Origin of the sequence: Enterobacter sp. NFIX59 (genome assembly GCF_900113755.1) — a bacterium.
GTDB lineage: Bacteria > Pseudomonadota > Gammaproteobacteria > Enterobacterales > Enterobacteriaceae > Enterobacter > Enterobacter pseudoroggenkampii.
Genome location: NZ_FOQN01000014.1, coordinates 1 through 13,020 on the forward strand (window position 1 = coordinate 1; position 13,020 = coordinate 13,020).

Here is a 13,020-nt window from a genome sequence, read left to right on the forward strand (position 1 = left end):
AGAGATGGAAGTTCGTGAACTGCTGTCTCAGTACGATTTCCCAGGCGACGATACCCCAATCGTTCGTGGTTCTGCTCTGAAAGCGCTGGAAGGCGAAGCTGAGTGGGAAGCGAAAATCATCGAACTGGCTGGCTTCCTGGATTCTTACATCCCAGAACCAGAGCGTGCGATTGACAAGCCATTCCTGCTGCCAATCGAAGACGTATTCTCCATCTCCGGTCGTGGTACCGTTGTTACCGGTCGTGTAGAGCGCGGTATCATCAAAGTTGGCGAAGAAGTTGAAATCGTTGGTATCAAAGAGACTGCGAAGTCTACCTGTACTGGCGTTGAAATGTTCCGCAAACTGCTGGACGAAGGCCGTGCTGGTGAGAACGTTGGTGTTCTGCTGCGTGGTATCAAACGTGAAGAAATCGAACGTGGTCAGGTTCTGGCGAAGCCAGGCTCAATCAAGCCACACACCAAGTTCGAATCTGAAGTGTACATCCTGTCCAAAGACGAAGGCGGCCGTCATACTCCGTTCTTCAAAGGCTACCGTCCACAGTTCTACTTCCGTACAACTGACGTGACCGGTACCATCGAACTGCCAGAAGGCGTTGAGATGGTAATGCCAGGCGACAACATCAAGATGGTTGTGACTCTGATCCACCCAATCGCGATGGACGACGGTCTGCGTTTCGCAATCCGTGAAGGCGGCCGTACCGTTGGCGCGGGCGTTGTTGCTAAAGTTCTGGGCTAATTAATTATCCCCGAATAAAAAAAGGACGCTTCGGCGTCCTTTTTTGTTTTTTGCCGCTCAGGCGTTGTCACAAAATTTCGCATTTTTTGCCTGCTCCCGTCCCGTATTGTGGCGTTTGTGCTATTGTAATCATAACCATTCTCACTTACACTTTGCGCATAATTTGAACGGGAGTCTCTATGTACGTTTGTTTATGTAATGGTGTAAGCGACAAGAAAATACGTCAGGCCGTTCGCCAGTTTCAGCCTCAGTCATTTCAACAGCTACGCAAATTTGTTCCGGTTGGAAATCAATGCGGTAAATGCGTACGTGCTGCGCGAGAGATCATGCAGGACGAATTGATGCAGATCCCGGAATACAAAGAGATCGCGTAAGCGCCCATCTTTTTTTTGACATCCCTGTAGCCCGATCTACGCTTCAATGAGTGGAAGCGGAGGGACTATATAATGAAAGGTGATGTTAAAATCATAAGTTATCTCAATAAATTATTGGGAAATGAGCTTGTCGCAATTAACCAGTACTTTCTTCACGCGAGAATGTTCAAAAACTGGGGACTCAAACGTTTAAACGACGTTGAGTACCATGAATCTATCGATGAAATGAAGCACGCTGATAAATATATCGAGCGTATTTTATTCCTTGAAGGCATTCCAAACCTGCAGGATCTCGGCAAGCTGGGCATCGGAGAAGATGTCGAAGAAATGCTGCGTTCTGACCTCAGGCTGGAACTTGAAGGCGCCAAAGATCTCCGTGAAGCCATTGCCTACGCAGACAGCGTACATGACTACGTCAGCCGCGATATGATGATCCAGATCCTGGCCGATGAAGAAGGCCACATTGACTGGCTGGAAACGGAGCTGGATCTGATTGCTAAAATTGGCCTGCAGAACTACCTTCAGTCACAGATTAAAGTGGAAGAGTAACCAACGTTTTCCAGCCTATGCATAAACCCGCTGCTGCCAGAAATGGCCCAAAAGGCAGCGGGTTTTTTATTGCCTTCTTATCAGGGCGGATTAACGAAAAAACAAGAATGCAAAGAAGCGCCATCAGCGCCGCGAGTAGCGCCAGCGTAGGAAGTACGCACCAGCCGTGCCATGCACCAAGCGCCGCCAGGTATTTCACATCGCCATATCCCATACCTTCACGTCGGCGGATATACCAGTAGCCCCAGTAAATAACGGCAAAGCCAATATATCCAGCCAACGCACCCGCCACCGCGCTCGGCAGAAAATCAGGATGGATACAGAGCTGAAAGAGCAGACCCGCCCATAGCAGCGGGCAGAGAAATTTATCGGGAAGCAGACCGTAGCGAATATCGGCATGTACCAGTAAGGCAGTCAGTGAAAGATAGATCAGCAGAAAGGGGAGGGTGGTTAGCATGAAAAAGGCCTCAAACGGGTTTGAGCGCATACTCGTTATAAACGGCCTGGCCGGCAATGCACAAAAAACGGAGATGCGTAGCGGCTCGAAATAAAGAATCGACGCAGAATACACAGCATGAAATGTTGCGCGCTCTTACGCATCCTGCACCTTTGGCGCTTAATTTCTAAACGGCACTTGCGTCTTGCCCAGATTTACGTATAATGCGCGGGCTTGTCGTAATTGACGGCGGGTTCAATCAGAACCAGAGTAGCTCATTTTGTTACTCAACAATGCTCCCAATTGGGGAGCTACGTAAGAACGGTTACACTCTCCCATCAATCGTAATGGGTTTGAGGAGTAATCATTTTCGTTTATAAAATAATTGGAGCTCTGGTCTCATGCAGAACCAAAGAATCCGTATCCGCCTTAAAGCGTTTGATCATCGTCTGATCGATCAATCAACCGCGGAAATCGTCGAGACTGCTAAGCGCACTGGTGCGCAAGTCCGTGGTCCGATCCCGCTGCCGACCCGCAAAGAGCGCTTCACCGTTCTGATCTCCCCGCACGTCAACAAAGACGCGCGCGATCAGTACGAAATCCGCACTCACAAGCGTCTGGTTGACATCGTTGAGCCAACTGAGAAAACCGTTGATGCTCTGATGCGTCTGGATCTGGCTGCCGGTGTAGACGTGCAGATCAGCCTGGGTTAATCAGGTCATCGAGCGATTGAGAGGTTGAAACAATGATTGGTTTAGTCGGTAAAAAAGTGGGTATGACCCGCATCTTCACTGAAGATGGCGTTTCTATCCCAGTAACCGTAATCGAAGTTGAAGCAAACCGCGTTACTCAGGTTAAAGATCTGGCTAACGATGGCTACCGCGCTATTCAGGTTACCACTGGTGCTAAAAAAGCTAACCGTGTAACCAAACCAGAAGCGGGTCACTTCGCTAAAGCTGGCGTAGAAGCTGGCCGTGGTCTGTGGGAATTCCGTCTTGCTGAAGGCGAAGAGTTCACCGTAGGTCAGGACATTAGCGTTGAGCTGTTTGCTGACGTTAAAAAAGTTGACGTAACCGGTACCTCTAAAGGTAAAGGTTTTGCTGGTACCGTTAAGCGCTGGAACTTCCGTACCCAGGACGCTACTCACGGTAACTCCTTGTCTCACCGCGTTCCGGGTTCTATCGGTCAGAACCAGACTCCGGGCAAAGTGTTCAAAGGCAAGAAAATGGCAGGTCAGCTGGGTAACGAACGTGTAACCGTTCAGAGCCTGGACGTAGTACGTGTTGACGCTGAGCGCAACCTGCTGCTGGTTAAAGGTGCAGTTCCGGGTGCAACCGGTAGCGACCTGATCGTTAAACCAGCTGTGAAGGCGTAAGGGGATAGCAATGGAATTAGTATTGAAAGACGCGCAGAGCGCGCTGACTGTTTCCGAAACTACCTTCGGTCGTGATTTCAACGAAGCGCTGGTTCACCAGGTTGTTGTTGCTTATGCAGCTGGTGCTCGTCAGGGTACTCGTGCTCAGAAGACTCGTGCTGAAGTAACTGGTTCTGGCAAAAAGCCATGGCGCCAGAAAGGTACCGGCCGTGCGCGTTCAGGTTCTATCAAGAGCCCGATCTGGCGTTCAGGTGGCGTGACCTTCGCTGCGCGTCCACAGGACCACAGTCAAAAAGTTAACAAAAAGATGTACCGCGGCGCGCTGAAAAGCATCCTGTCCGAACTGGTACGTCAGGATCGTCTGATCGTTGTCGAGAAGTTCTCTGTAGAAGCGCCTAAAACTAAGCTGCTGGCACAGAAACTGAAAGACATGGCTCTGGAAGATGTGCTGATCATCACCGGTGAGCTGGACGAGAACCTGTTCCTGGCCGCACGTAACCTGCACAAGGTTGACGTACGCGATGCGACTGGTATCGACCCGGTTAGCCTGATCGCCTTCGACAAAGTCGTAATGACTGCTGATGCTGTTAAGCAAGTTGAGGAGATGCTGGCATGATTCGTGAAGAACGTCTGCTGAAGGTGCTTCGCGCACCGCACGTTTCTGAAAAAGCGTCTACTGCGATGGAAAAAACAAACACCATCGTTCTCAAAGTTGCTAAAGACGCGACCAAAGCAGAGATCAAAGCTGCTGTGCAGAAACTGTTTGAAGTCGAAGTCGAAGTCGTTAACACCCTGGTAGTTAAAGGGAAAGTTAAACGTCACGGACAGCGTATCGGTCGTCGTAGCGACTGGAAAAAAGCTTACGTCACCCTTAAAGAAGGCCAGAATCTGGACTTCGTTGGCGGCGCTGAGTAAGTCGGAGGAGTAATACAATGGCAGTTGTTAAATGTAAACCGACATCTCCGGGTCGTCGCCACGTAGTTAAAGTGGTTAACCCTGAGCTGCACAAGGGCAAACCTTTTGCTCCGTTGCTGGAAAAAAACAGCAAATCCGGTGGTCGTAACAACAATGGCCGTATCACCACTCGTCACATCGGTGGTGGCCACAAGCAGGCTTATCGTATTGTTGACTTCAAACGCAACAAAGACGGTATCCCAGCAGTTGTTGAACGTCTTGAGTACGATCCGAACCGTTCCGCGAACATCGCGCTGGTTCTGTACAAAGACGGCGAACGCCGTTACATCCTGGCCCCTAAAGGCCTGAAAGCTGGCGACCAGATTCAGTCTGGCGTTGATGCTGCAATCAAAGCAGGCAACACCCTGCCGATGCGCAATATCCCGGTTGGTTCTACCGTTCATAACGTAGAAATGAAACCAGGTAAAGGCGGTCAGCTGGCACGTTCCGCTGGTACTTACGTTCAGATCGTTGCTCGTGATGGTGCTTATGTCACCCTGCGTCTGCGTTCTGGTGAAATGCGTAAAGTCGAAGCAGACTGCCGCGCTACTCTGGGCGAAGTTGGCAATGCTGAGCATATGCTGCGCGTTCTGGGTAAAGCAGGTGCTGCACGCTGGCGTGGTGTTCGTCCTACCGTTCGCGGTACTGCGATGAACCCAGTCGACCACCCACATGGTGGTGGTGAAGGTCGTAACTTTGGTAAGCACCCGGTAACTCCGTGGGGCGTTCAGACCAAAGGTAAGAAGACCCGCAGCAACAAGCGTACTGATAAATTTATCGTACGTCGCCGTAGCAAATAATTTTAGAGGATAAGCCATGCCACGTTCTCTCAAGAAAGGTCCTTTTATTGACCTGCACTTGCTGAAGAAGGTAGAGAAAGCGGTGGAAAGCGGAGACAAGAAGCCCCTGCGCACTTGGTCCCGTCGTTCAACGATCTTTCCTAACATGATCGGTTTGACCATCGCTGTCCATAATGGTCGTCAGCACGTTCCAGTCTTTGTTACCGACGAAATGGTTGGTCACAAACTGGGTGAATTCGCACCGACTCGTACTTATCGCGGCCACGCTGCTGATAAAAAAGCGAAGAAGAAATAAGGTAGGAGGAAGAGATGGAAACTTTAGCTCAACATCGCCATGCTCGTTCTTCTGCTCAGAAGGTTCGCCTTGTTGCTGACCTGATTCGCGGTAAGAAAGTGTCGCAGGCCCTGGACATCCTGACCTATACCAACAAGAAAGCTGCGGTATTGGTCAAGAAAGTACTGGAATCTGCCATTGCTAACGCTGAACACAACGATGGCGCTGACATCGACGATCTGAAAGTCGCGAAAATTTTCGTAGATGAAGGCCCAAGCATGAAGCGCATTATGCCGCGTGCGAAAGGTCGTGCAGATCGCATCCTGAAGCGCACCAGCCACATTACTGTGGTTGTGTCCGATCGCTGAGACTCTGGAGACTAGCAATGGGTCAGAAAGTACATCCTAATGGTATTCGCCTGGGTATTGTAAAACCATGGAACTCTACCTGGTTTGCGAACACCAAAGAATTCGCTGACAACCTGGACAGCGATTTTAAAGTACGTCAGTACCTGACTAAGGAACTGGCTAAAGCGTCTGTATCTCGTATCGTTATCGAGCGTCCAGCTAAGAGCATCCGTGTGACTATTCACACTGCTCGCCCTGGCATCGTTATCGGTAAGAAAGGCGAAGACGTAGAAAAACTGCGCAAGGTCGTAGCGGATATCGCTGGCGTTCCTGCACAGATCAATATCGCTGAAGTTCGTAAGCCTGAACTGGACGCTAAATTGGTTGCTGACAGCATCACTTCTCAGCTGGAACGTCGTGTTATGTTCCGTCGTGCTATGAAGCGTGCTGTACAGAACGCAATGCGTCTGGGCGCTAAAGGTATCAAAGTTGAAGTTAGCGGCCGTCTGGGCGGCGCGGAAATCGCACGTACCGAATGGTACCGTGAAGGTCGCGTACCGCTGCACACTCTGCGTGCTGACATCGACTACAACACCTCTGAAGCGCACACCACTTACGGTGTAATCGGCGTTAAGGTATGGATCTTCAAAGGTGAGATCCTGGGTGGTATGGCTGCTGTTGAACAACCGGAAAAACCGGCTGCTCAACCTAAAAAGCAGCAGCGTAAAGGCCGTAAATAAGGAGCGTCGCTGATGTTACAACCAAAGCGTACAAAATTCCGTAAAGTGCACAAAGGCCGCAACCGTGGTCTGGCGCAGGGTACGGATGTTAGCTTCGGCACTTTCGGTCTGAAAGCTGTTGGCCGTGGTCGTCTGACTGCACGTCAGATCGAAGCAGCACGTCGTGCAATGACCCGTGCAGTTAAGCGTCAAGGTAAGATCTGGATCCGTGTATTCCCGGACAAACCGATCACCGAGAAGCCGCTGGAAGTTCGTATGGGTAAAGGTAAAGGTAACGTGGAGTACTGGGTTGCCTTGATCCAACCGGGCAAAGTCCTTTATGAAATGGACGGTGTTCCGGAAGAGCTGGCCCGTGAAGCCTTCGGCCTGGCAGCAGCGAAACTGCCTATCAAAACCACCTTTGTAACTAAGACGGTGATGTAATGAAAGCAAAAGAGCTGCGTGAAAAAAGCGTTGAAGAGCTGAACGCTGAGCTGCTGAACCTGCTGCGTGAGCAGTTCAACCTGCGTATGCAGGCTGCAAGTGGCCAGCTGCAACAGACTCACCTGCTGAAGCAAGTGCGTCGCAATGTTGCACGCGTTAAGACTTTACTGACTCAGAAGGCGGGTGCGTAATGACCGATAAAATCCGTACTCTGCAAGGTCGTGTTGTTAGCGACAAAATGGAGAAATCCATTGTTGTAGCTATCGAACGTATTGTGAAACACCCGATCTACGGTAAATTCATCAAGCGTACGACCAAACTGCACGTACATGACGAGAACAACGAATGTGGTATCGGCGACAAGGTTGAAATCCGTGAATGCCGTCCACTGTCCAAGACTAAGTCCTGGACGCTGGTTCGCGTTGTAGAGAAAGCGGTTCTGTAATACAGTACGCCTTCTCAATACGAATAAACGGCTCAGCGATGAGCCGTTTATTTTTTCTACCCATATTGCAGAAGCGGTGTTATAATGCCGCGCCCTCGATATGGGGCTTTTTAACGGCTCTGATTTTAGAGTCTCAGGTAGTAGTTGACATTAGCGGAGCACTAAAATGATCCAAGAACAGACTATGCTGAACGTCGCCGACAACTCCGGTGCACGTCGCGTAATGTGTATCAAGGTTCTGGGTGGCTCGCACCGTCGCTACGCAGGCGTAGGCGACATCATCAAGATCACCATCAAGGAAGCAATTCCACGTGGTAAGGTCAAAAAAGGTGATGTGCTGAAGGCGGTAGTGGTGCGCACCAAGAAGGGTGTTCGTCGCCCTGACGGTTCTGTCATTCGCTTCGATGGTAATGCATGCGTTATTTTAAACAATAACAGCGAGCAGCCTATCGGCACGCGTATCTTTGGGCCGGTAACTCGTGAACTTCGTACTGAGAAGTTCATGAAAATTATCTCTCTGGCACCAGAAGTACTCTAAGGAGCGAATCATGGCAGCGAAAATCCGTCGTGATGACGAAGTTATCGTGTTAACCGGTAAAGATAAAGGTAAACGCGGTAAAGTAAAAAATGTTCTGTCTTCCGGCAAACTTGTCGTTGAAGGTATCAACCTGGTTAAGAAACATCAGAAGCCGGTTCCGGCCCTGAACCAACCAGGCGGCATCGTTGAAAAAGAAGCTGCTATTCAGGTTTCTAACGTTGCAATCTTCAATGCGGCTACCGGCAAGGCTGACCGTGTAGGCTTTAGATTCGAAGACGGCAAAAAAGTCCGTTTCTTCAAGTCTAACAGCGAAACTATCAAGTAATTTGGAGTAGTACGATGGCGAAACTGCATGATTACTACAAAGACGAAGTAGTTAACAAACTCATGACTGAGTTTAACTACAATTCTGTCATGCAAGTCCCTCGGGTCGAGAAGATCACCCTGAACATGGGTGTTGGTGAAGCGATCGCTGACAAGAAACTGCTGGATAACGCAGCAGCTGACCTGACAGCAATCTCCGGTCAAAAACCGCTGATCACCAAAGCACGCAAATCTGTTGCAGGCTTCAAAATCCGTCAGGGCTATCCGATCGGCTGTAAAGTAACTCTGCGTGGCGAACGCATGTGGGAGTTCTTTGAGCGCCTGATCACTATTGCTGTTCCACGTATCCGTGACTTCCGTGGCTTGTCCGCTAAGTCTTTCGACGGTCGTGGTAACTACAGCATGGGTGTCCGTGAGCAGATCATCTTCCCAGAAATCGACTACGATAAAGTCGACCGCGTGCGTGGTTTGGATATTACCATTACCACTACTGCGAAATCTGACGAAGAAGGCCGTGCTCTGCTGGCTGCCTTTGACTTCCCGTTCCGCAAGTAAGGTAGGGTTACTGAATGGCTAAGCAATCAATGAAAGCACGCGAAGTAAAGCGCGTAGCTTTAGCTGATAAATTCTTCGCTAAACGCGCTGAACTGAAAGCGATCATTTCTGATGTGAACGCTTCCGACGAAGATCGTTGGAATGCGGTTCTCAAGCTGCAGTCTCTGCCGCGTGATTCCAGCCCGTCTCGTCAGCGTAACCGCTGTCGTCAAACAGGTCGTCCACATGGTTATGTGGGCAAGTTTGGGTTGAGCCGTATCAAACTGCGTGAAGCCGCTATGCGCGGTGAAGTGCCAGGCTTGAAAAAGGCTAGCTGGTAATTACCAATTGAATCACGGGAGTAAAGACAGATGAGCATGCAAGATCCGATCGCGGATATGCTGACCCGTATCCGTAACGGTCAGGCCGCGAACAAAGTTGCGGTCACCATGCCTTCCGCCAAGCTGAAAGTGGCAATTGCCAACGTGCTGAAGGAAGAAGGTTTTATCGAAGATTTTAAAGTTGAAGGCGACACCAAGCCGGAACTGGAACTTACTCTCAAGTATTTCCAGGGTAAAGCTGTTGTAGAAAGCATTCAGCGTGTCAGCCGCCCAGGCCTGCGCATCTATAAGAAAAAAGATGAGCTGCCAAAAGTTATGGCTGGTCTTGGTATCGCAGTTGTTTCTACCTCTAAAGGTGTTATGACTGATCGTGCAGCGCGCCAGGCTGGTCTTGGTGGCGAAATTATCTGCTACGTAGCCTAATCGGAGGAAAGAATGTCTCGTGTTGCTAAAGCACCGGTCGTTATTCCTGCCGGCGTTGATGTCAAAATCGACGGTCAGGTTATTACGATCAAAGGTAAAAACGGCGAGCTGACTCGTACCCTCAACAAAGCTGTTGAAGTTAAACATGCAGATAACGCTCTGACCTTCGGTCCACGTGATGGTTTCGTGGATGGATGGGCTCAGGCTGGTACCGCGCGTGCCCTGCTGAACTCAATGGTTGTTGGTGTTACCGAAGGCTTCACTAAAAAGCTTCAGCTGGTTGGTGTAGGTTATCGTGCAGCTATCAAAGGGAATGCAGTAGGCCTGTCTCTGGGCTTCTCACACCCTGTTGAGCATCCGCTGCCGGCCGGTATCACTGCAGAATGCCCGACTCAAACTGAAATCGTGCTGAAAGGCGCTGATAAACAGCTGATCGGTCAGGTTGCAGCAGATCTGCGCGCCTACCGTCGTCCTGAGCCTTACAAAGGCAAGGGTGTTCGTTACGCCGACGAAGTCGTGCGTACCAAAGAGGCTAAGAAGAAGTAAGGTAACACTATGGATAAGAAATCTGCTCGTATCCGTCGTGCGACCCGCGCACGCCGCAAGCTCAAAGAGCTGGGTGCAACTCGCCTGGTGGTACATCGTACCCCGCGTCATATTTACGCACAGGTAATTGCACCGAACGGTTCTGAAGTTCTGGTAGCTGCTTCTACTGTAGAAAAAGCTATCTCAGAACAATTGAAGTACACCGGTAACAAAGACGCCGCTGCAGCTGTAGGTAAAGCTGTTGCTGAACGCGCTCTGGAAAAAGGCATCAGCAATGTTTCCTTTGACCGTTCCGGGTTCCAATATCATGGTCGTGTCCAGGCACTGGCAGATGCTGCCCGTGAAGCTGGCCTTCAGTTCTAAGGTAGAGGTGTAAGATGGCTCACATCGAAAAACAGGCTGGCGAACTGCAGGAAAAGCTGATCGCGGTAAACCGCGTATCTAAAACCGTTAAAGGTGGTCGTATTTTCTCCTTCACAGCTCTGACTGTAGTAGGCGATGGTAACGGTCGCGTTGGTTTTGGTTACGGTAAAGCGCGTGAAGTTCCAGCAGCGATCCAGAAAGCGATGGAAAAAGCCCGTCGCAACATGATTAACGTCGCGCTGAACAACGGCACCCTGCAGCACCCAGTTAAAGGTGTTCACACGGGTTCTCGTGTATTCATGCAGCCAGCTTCAGAAGGTACCGGTATCATCGCCGGTGGTGCAATGCGCGCCGTTCTGGAAGTTGCTGGGGTTCATAACGTTCTGGCTAAAGCATATGGTTCCACCAACCCGATCAACGTGGTTCGTGCAACTATTGATGGCCTGGAAAATATGAATTCTCCAGAAATGGTCGCTGCCAAGCGTGGTAAATCCGTTGAAGAAATTCTGGGGTAATTGACCATGGCAAAGACTATTAAAATCACTCAAACCCGCAGTGCAATCGGTCGTCTGCCGAAACACAAGGCAACGCTGCTTGGCCTGGGTCTGCGTCGTATTGGTCATACCGTTGAGCGCGAGGATACTCCTGCTGTTCGTGGTATGGTCAACGCGGTTTACTTCATGGTTAAAGTTGAGGAGTAAGAGATGCGTTTAAATACTCTGTCTCCGGCCGAAGGCTCTAAAAAGGCGGGTAAACGCCTGGGTCGTGGTATCGGTTCTGGCCTCGGCAAAACCGGTGGTCGTGGTCACAAAGGTCAGAACTCTCGTTCTGGCGGTGGCGTACGTCGCGGTTTCGAGGGTGGCCAGATGCCACTGTACCGTCGTCTGCCGAAGTTCGGCTTCACCTCTCGCAAAGCAGCGATCACAGCGGAAATCCGTCTGTCTGACCTGGCGAAAGTTGAAGGCGGCGTTGTAGACCTGAACACGCTGAAAGCAGCAAACATTATCGGTATCCAGATCGAGTTCGCGAAAGTGATCCTGGCTGGTGAAGTTTCTACTCCGGTAACTGTTCGTGGCCTGCGTGTTACTAAAGGTGCTCGTGCTGCTATCGAAGCTGCTGGCGGTAAAATTGAGGAATAAGTAGCAGATGGCTAAGCAACCGGGATTAGATTTTCAAAGTGCCAAAGGTGGATTTGGCGAGCTGAAACGCAGACTGCTGTTTGTTATCGGCGCGCTGATTGTGTTCCGTATTGGCTCTTTTATTCCGATCCCTGGTATCGATGCCGCTGTACTTGCCAAACTGCTTGAGCAACAGCGAGGCACCATCATTGAAATGTTCAACATGTTCTCTGGTGGTGCTCTCAGCCGTGCTTCTATCTTCGCATTGGGTATTATGCCGTACATTTCGGCATCTATTATTATCCAGCTGCTGACGGTCGTTCATCCGGCCCTGGCAGAGTTGAAGAAAGAAGGGGAGTCTGGACGTCGTAAGATTAGTCAGTACACCCGTTACGGTACTCTGGTGCTGGCAATATTCCAGTCGATCGGTATTGCTACCGGTCTGCCGAATATGCCTGGTATGCAGGGCCTGGTGTTAAACCCGGGCTTTGCATTCTACTTCACCGCTGTTGTAAGTCTGGTCACAGGGACTATGTTCCTGATGTGGCTCGGCGAACAGATTACTGAGCGTGGTATCGGTAACGGTATCTCAATCATTATCTTCGCCGGTATTGTTGCGGGCCTCCCGCCAGCCATCGCCCATACTATTGAGCAAGCGCGTCAAGGCGACCTGCACTTCCTCCTGTTGCTGTTGGTTGCAGTATTAGTATTTGCAGTGACGTTCTTTGTTGTCTTCGTTGAACGTGGTCAACGCCGCATTGTGGTGAACTACGCTAAACGTCAGCAGGGTCGTCGTGTCTATGCTGCACAGAGCACACATTTACCGCTGAAAGTGAACATGGCGGGGGTTATCCCGGCTATCTTCGCTTCCAGTATTATTCTGTTCCCGGCGACCATCGCGTCATGGTTCGGGGGCGGTACTGGTTGGAACTGGCTGACAACAATTTCGCTGTATTTGCAGCCTGGGCAACCACTTTATGTGTTACTCTATGCGTCTGCGATCATCTTCTTCTGTTTCTTCTACACGGCGTTGGTCTTCAACCCGCGTGAAACAGCAGATAACCTGAAGAAGTCCGGTGCATTTGTACCAGGAATTCGTCCGGGAGAGCAAACGGCGAAGTATATCGATAAAGTAATGACTCGCCTGACTTTGGTTGGTGCGCTTTATATTACTTTTATCTGCCTGATCCCGGAGTTCATGCGTGATGCAATGAAAGTACCGTTCTACTTCGGTGGGACCTCACTGCTTATCGTTGTTGTCGTGATTATGGACTTTATGGCTCAAGTGCAAACTCTGATGATGTCCAGTCAGTACGAGTCTGCATTGAAGAAGGCGAACCTGAAAGGCTACGGCCGCTAAATGGTCGCCTGAGAAGTTAC

The 13,020-nt window shown here is 50.3% G+C and carries 26 protein-coding genes; 25 read left to right on the plus strand and 1 reads right to left on the minus strand.

Annotated features, from left to right (window positions below):
• The 3 genes from BM007_RS22610 to bfr form a co-directional block, all read left to right on the plus strand.
• On the plus strand, positions 1-736 hold a 736-nt coding region (locus BM007_RS22610; RefSeq protein ID WP_090421149.1), incomplete at its 5' end, for an elongation factor Tu.
• Positions 737-915: 179 nt separating this feature from the next.
• Positions 916-1,110, plus strand: a complete 195-nt coding sequence (bfd, locus tag BM007_RS22615) for a bacterioferritin-associated ferredoxin (RefSeq protein ID WP_008503493.1) — start codon at positions 916-918, stop codon at positions 1,108-1,110.
• 72 nt (positions 1,111-1,182) lie between these two features.
• Positions 1,183-1,659 carry a bacterioferritin gene (bfr, locus tag BM007_RS22620; RefSeq protein WP_008503492.1) on the plus strand — a complete coding sequence of 159 codons (477 nt, stop codon included), beginning with the start codon at positions 1,183-1,185 and terminating at the stop codon, positions 1,657-1,659.
• On the opposite strand, the gene BM007_RS22625 is transcribed toward bfr, so the two are convergent.
• Positions 1,643-2,116: a prepilin peptidase gene (locus tag BM007_RS22625; RefSeq protein ID WP_090421159.1), complete on the minus strand. Its 474-nt coding sequence runs from the start codon at positions 2,114-2,116 to the stop codon at positions 1,643-1,645. The genes bfr and BM007_RS22625 overlap by 17 nt on opposite strands.
• Before the next feature lie 380 nt (positions 2,117-2,496).
• Between BM007_RS22625 and rpsJ the strand changes: the two genes are divergently transcribed.
• The 22 genes from rpsJ (at position 2,497) to secY (ending at position 13,000) form a co-directional block, all read left to right on the plus strand.
• Positions 2,497-2,808 (plus strand): 30S ribosomal protein S10, encoded by a 312-nt coding sequence (gene rpsJ, locus BM007_RS22630; protein WP_001181005.1) that lies wholly within the window; start codon positions 2,497-2,499, stop codon positions 2,806-2,808.
• Positions 2,809-2,840: 32 nt separating this feature from the next.
• Positions 2,841-3,470 carry a 50S ribosomal protein L3 gene (gene rplC / locus BM007_RS22635; RefSeq protein ID WP_003863274.1) on the plus strand — a complete coding sequence of 210 codons (630 nt, stop codon included), beginning with the start codon at positions 2,841-2,843 and terminating at the stop codon, positions 3,468-3,470.
• 10 nt (positions 3,471-3,480) lie between these two features.
• Entirely contained in the window at positions 3,481-4,086 is a 606-nt protein-coding gene (gene rplD / locus BM007_RS22640) for a 50S ribosomal protein L4 (RefSeq protein ID WP_000424395.1), read from the plus strand.
• Complete coding sequence (rplW, locus tag BM007_RS22645) at positions 4,083-4,385, plus strand: 50S ribosomal protein L23 (protein WP_000617546.1); 303 nt, start codon at positions 4,083-4,085, stop codon at positions 4,383-4,385. The genes rplD and rplW overlap by 4 nt, the downstream gene beginning before the upstream one ends.
• A gap of 17 nt (positions 4,386-4,402) precedes the next feature.
• Positions 4,403-5,224 carry a 50S ribosomal protein L2 gene (rplB, locus tag BM007_RS22650; RefSeq protein ID WP_000301859.1) on the plus strand — a complete coding sequence of 274 codons (822 nt, stop codon included), beginning with the start codon at positions 4,403-4,405 and terminating at the stop codon, positions 5,222-5,224.
• A 16-nt stretch (positions 5,225-5,240) separates the two neighbouring features.
• Positions 5,241-5,519 (plus strand): 30S ribosomal protein S19, encoded by a 279-nt coding sequence (gene rpsS / locus BM007_RS22655; RefSeq protein ID WP_001138117.1) that lies wholly within the window; start codon positions 5,241-5,243, stop codon positions 5,517-5,519.
• Between the two features lie 14 nt (positions 5,520-5,533).
• Positions 5,534-5,866 (plus strand): 50S ribosomal protein L22, encoded by a 333-nt coding sequence (gene rplV, locus BM007_RS22660; protein ID WP_002919773.1) that lies wholly within the window; start codon positions 5,534-5,536, stop codon positions 5,864-5,866.
• Positions 5,867-5,883: 17 nt separating this feature from the next.
• Positions 5,884-6,585: a 30S ribosomal protein S3 gene (gene rpsC / locus BM007_RS22665; protein ID WP_000529945.1), complete on the plus strand. Its 702-nt coding sequence runs from the start codon at positions 5,884-5,886 to the stop codon at positions 6,583-6,585.
• A 12-nt stretch (positions 6,586-6,597) separates the two neighbouring features.
• The gene (gene rplP, locus BM007_RS22670; RefSeq protein ID WP_002919759.1) at positions 6,598-7,008 is read left to right on the plus strand and encodes a 50S ribosomal protein L16; all 411 of its coding nucleotides are present in this window, start codon (positions 6,598-6,600) and stop codon (positions 7,006-7,008) included.
• Positions 7,008-7,199 (plus strand): 50S ribosomal protein L29, encoded by a 192-nt coding sequence (gene rpmC / locus BM007_RS22675; protein ID WP_003863282.1) that lies wholly within the window; start codon positions 7,008-7,010, stop codon positions 7,197-7,199. The genes rplP and rpmC overlap by 1 nt, the downstream gene beginning before the upstream one ends.
• Positions 7,199-7,453 (plus strand): 30S ribosomal protein S17, encoded by a 255-nt coding sequence (gene rpsQ / locus BM007_RS22680; RefSeq protein WP_008503489.1) that lies wholly within the window; start codon positions 7,199-7,201, stop codon positions 7,451-7,453. Before rpmC ends, rpsQ begins: the two co-directional genes overlap by 1 nt.
• A gap of 166 nt (positions 7,454-7,619) precedes the next feature.
• Positions 7,620-7,991, plus strand: a complete 372-nt coding sequence (gene rplN, locus BM007_RS22685) for a 50S ribosomal protein L14 (protein WP_002919748.1) — start codon at positions 7,620-7,622, stop codon at positions 7,989-7,991.
• 10 nt (positions 7,992-8,001) lie between these two features.
• Positions 8,002-8,316, plus strand: a complete 315-nt coding sequence (rplX, locus tag BM007_RS22690; protein WP_003863287.1) for a 50S ribosomal protein L24 — start codon at positions 8,002-8,004, stop codon at positions 8,314-8,316.
• A gap of 14 nt (positions 8,317-8,330) precedes the next feature.
• Positions 8,331-8,870, plus strand: a complete 540-nt coding sequence (gene rplE / locus BM007_RS22695) for a 50S ribosomal protein L5 (protein WP_001096206.1) — start codon at positions 8,331-8,333, stop codon at positions 8,868-8,870.
• Between the two features lie 14 nt (positions 8,871-8,884).
• A complete protein-coding gene (gene rpsN / locus BM007_RS22700; RefSeq protein ID WP_003863291.1) occupies positions 8,885-9,190 on the plus strand; it encodes a 30S ribosomal protein S14 in 306 nt (101 codons plus the stop codon).
• Between the two features lie 30 nt (positions 9,191-9,220).
• On the plus strand, positions 9,221-9,613 hold the full coding sequence (gene rpsH / locus BM007_RS22705) for a 30S ribosomal protein S8 (protein WP_006178918.1): 393 nt from the start codon (positions 9,221-9,223) through the stop codon (positions 9,611-9,613).
• A gap of 12 nt (positions 9,614-9,625) precedes the next feature.
• The gene (gene rplF / locus BM007_RS22710; RefSeq protein ID WP_003863296.1) at positions 9,626-10,159 is read left to right on the plus strand and encodes a 50S ribosomal protein L6; all 534 of its coding nucleotides are present in this window, start codon (positions 9,626-9,628) and stop codon (positions 10,157-10,159) included.
• A 9-nt stretch (positions 10,160-10,168) separates the two neighbouring features.
• A complete protein-coding gene (gene rplR, locus BM007_RS22715) occupies positions 10,169-10,522 on the plus strand; it encodes a 50S ribosomal protein L18 (RefSeq protein ID WP_003863297.1) in 354 nt (117 codons plus the stop codon).
• Between the two features lie 14 nt (positions 10,523-10,536).
• On the plus strand, positions 10,537-11,037 hold the full coding sequence (gene rpsE / locus BM007_RS22720) for a 30S ribosomal protein S5 (protein WP_003863299.1): 501 nt from the start codon (positions 10,537-10,539) through the stop codon (positions 11,035-11,037).
• A 6-nt stretch (positions 11,038-11,043) separates the two neighbouring features.
• A complete protein-coding gene (rpmD, locus tag BM007_RS22725; RefSeq protein WP_003863301.1) occupies positions 11,044-11,223 on the plus strand; it encodes a 50S ribosomal protein L30 in 180 nt (59 codons plus the stop codon).
• A gap of 3 nt (positions 11,224-11,226) precedes the next feature.
• Positions 11,227-11,661 carry a 50S ribosomal protein L15 gene (gene rplO / locus BM007_RS22730; protein WP_003863304.1) on the plus strand — a complete coding sequence of 145 codons (435 nt, stop codon included), beginning with the start codon at positions 11,227-11,229 and terminating at the stop codon, positions 11,659-11,661.
• A 7-nt stretch (positions 11,662-11,668) separates the two neighbouring features.
• A complete protein-coding gene (secY, locus tag BM007_RS22735) occupies positions 11,669-13,000 on the plus strand; it encodes a preprotein translocase subunit SecY (protein ID WP_003863305.1) in 1,332 nt (443 codons plus the stop codon).
• The last annotated feature ends 20 nt before the right edge of the window (positions 13,001-13,020 follow it).